The 2,040-nt window shown below is 58.5% G+C and carries 2 protein-coding genes, 1 pseudogene and 1 other annotated feature; of the genes and pseudogenes, 2 read left to right on the forward strand and 1 reads right to left on the reverse strand.

Annotation, left to right across the window (positions count from 1 at the left end; translation table 11 throughout):
* Positions 1-296 (forward strand): YnfA family protein (locus AC13DE_RS02385; protein WP_483046920.1); only part of this gene is annotated, 296 nt, incomplete at its 5' end.
* Positions 297-428: 132 nt separating this feature from the next.
* Here the strand turns inward: AC13DE_RS02385 and AC13DE_RS02390 are convergent.
* Positions 429-1,657 (reverse strand): IS3 family transposase gene (locus tag AC13DE_RS02390; protein ID WP_483046921.1). Its coding sequence is split into 2 segments (ribosomal slippage): positions 429-1,363 and positions 1,363-1,657, totalling 1,230 coding nucleotides; the frame shifts between segments, so codons are not numbered across the junction.
* Positions 1,254-1,370 (reverse strand) — a sequence feature (AL1L pseudoknot). It overlaps the preceding gene by 117 nt.
* A gap of 49 nt (positions 1,658-1,706) precedes the next feature.
* On the opposite strand from AC13DE_RS02390, the pseudogene AC13DE_RS02395 reads away from it, so the two are divergent.
* Positions 1,707-1,865: pseudogene (locus AC13DE_RS02395) on the forward strand (IS3 family transposase); the annotation flags it as partial.
* Positions 1,866-2,040: the final 175 nt, after the last annotated feature.

Raw genomic sequence — 2,040 nt, forward strand, 5'->3', positions numbered from 1 at the left:
TCGCGGAGATCCCAGGATGCTTTGCATTCTGGGCATGGCTGCGACTTGTTCGCTCCGGTTGGTGGCTGAACCCAGGCGGTATAGCTCTCGCACTTTTTGCCTACCTGTTAACGAAGGTCGATGTTCAGGTCGCTGGCCGCGGCTATGCTGCCTACGGTGGCATATATATTGTCGCATCCATAGCTTGGCTGTGGACTATAGACGGTCAAGTTCCAACGCGATGGGACTCCACCGGCGCAGCCTTCTGTCTGACTGCAATGGCAATCATTCTGATCGCACCCATGATTCAAAAGTAAAACGCGGTATCAATCGAGCGGTTACGGTTAATCTGTTCTCCAACAGAGGAGACAGACGATGAAGAGAAGCCGTTTCAGCGAAGAGCGGCGGGCTGAACCGCGCCGGGTTTGTCGGAGGCTGATTACTCCGTTTCACGCGACGTTATCGAACTCGTAGCTCTGTTGAAAGAACTTCTCCTCGGCCTCTGCTGGCGGGATGTTTCCGATGGGTTGCAGCAGGCGGCGGTTGTTGAACCAGTCGACCCATTTCAGGGTTTCCCATTCGACCGCATCTGCGGTTTTCCACGGCCCCAGCCGGTGGATGACCTCAGCCTTGAACAGGCCGATGCTGGTCTCTGCCAGAGCGTTGTCGTAGCTGTCCCCAACGCTTCCGACCGATGGGTCGATCCCAGCCTCGGCAAGCCGCTCGGTGTAGCGGATCGACACATATTGGCTGCCCCGGTCGCTGTGGTGGATGAGATCACTGGCTGGTCGTCGCTCGTATAGTGCCTGTTCCAGGGCATCCAGAACGAACTGCGTTTGATGCGACCGGGATGCCCGCCAGCCCACGATACGATTGGCGAAGGTGTCTATAACGAAGGCCACATAGACAAAGCCCTGCCAGGTCGAGACGTAGGTGAAGTCACTGACCCAGAGCGTGTTCGGCGCAGGTGCCCGGAACTGCCGGTTCACCTTGTCGCGCGGGCACGGCAGCGCCTTGTCCGACCGCGTCGTCTTCTGCGGCTTTCCACGGACAACGCCCTGTATACCCAGCTGTCGCATCAGCCGTTCCACCGTGCCGCGGGCCACGTCAAAGCCCTCGCGCCGCATCTGGTGCCAAACCTTGCGCACCCCGTAGACCTCGAAGGTCTGGTCCCAGATGCGTTGTATCTCAGGACGCAAAGCCGCATCCCGTTTGGCGCGCTCCGATGCACGACCAGGGTCACGGGCGATGGCCACATGCTCATAGAAGGTCGAGGGGGCAATCGGCAGCACGCGGCAGATCGGCTCGACCCCAAACTCGGCCCGGTGATCGTCAATGAACCCGATCATCGTTTCAGTGGGCGGTCGAGCTCCGCCTGGGCAAAATACGCGCTGGCCTTCTTGAGGATCTCGTTCGCCTGGCGCAATTCCCGCACCTCACGTTCCAGTTCCTTGATCCTGGCCCGCTCCTCCGACGCCACGCCACCCCGGCGGCCTGTATCGGTGTGTTCCTGCTCAACCCAACGCCGCAACGTGTCCCGGCCGCAACCGATCTTCGGCGCAATCGCCTTGATCGCAGTTGCTTGGTCCGCGTAGCTACCTTCATTGTCGAACACCATACGCACGGCACGCGCTCGTGTCTCAGGTGAATAGCGGTTCGCTCTGTTGTCTCTTTCCATGGCTCCAATCCTTCCTCGATTTGGAGCCTCCGGCAAACCCGGGGCGGTTCAGGCCTGTGCGCTGGCGGGGATCGACCCGCGTGTGTATCGGCGCAAGTCCAAGCGTCCGGCTGACACGGAACTGCGTGCAAGGATGAAGGATTTGGCCTCGGAGCGGCGGCGGTTCGGCTACCGGCGGCTGCACATCCTGCTGAAACGAGAAGGCTGGTAGGGGATTTGTCGCAAGCCAGATTAGAATGTGCCCGTTAGGGCGGTTTGTTTCTGATAATTGCGATTATGTTACTAAACGCGTTTTATATTTTTATGATTATGTATATTTATCGTTGAGAGATACGTTGTTGATGAACTTATTAGGTTTGGCGGTGACCTACTCTCCCACGTCT

This window comes from Sulfitobacter sp. L-8, from assembly GCF_056859255.1.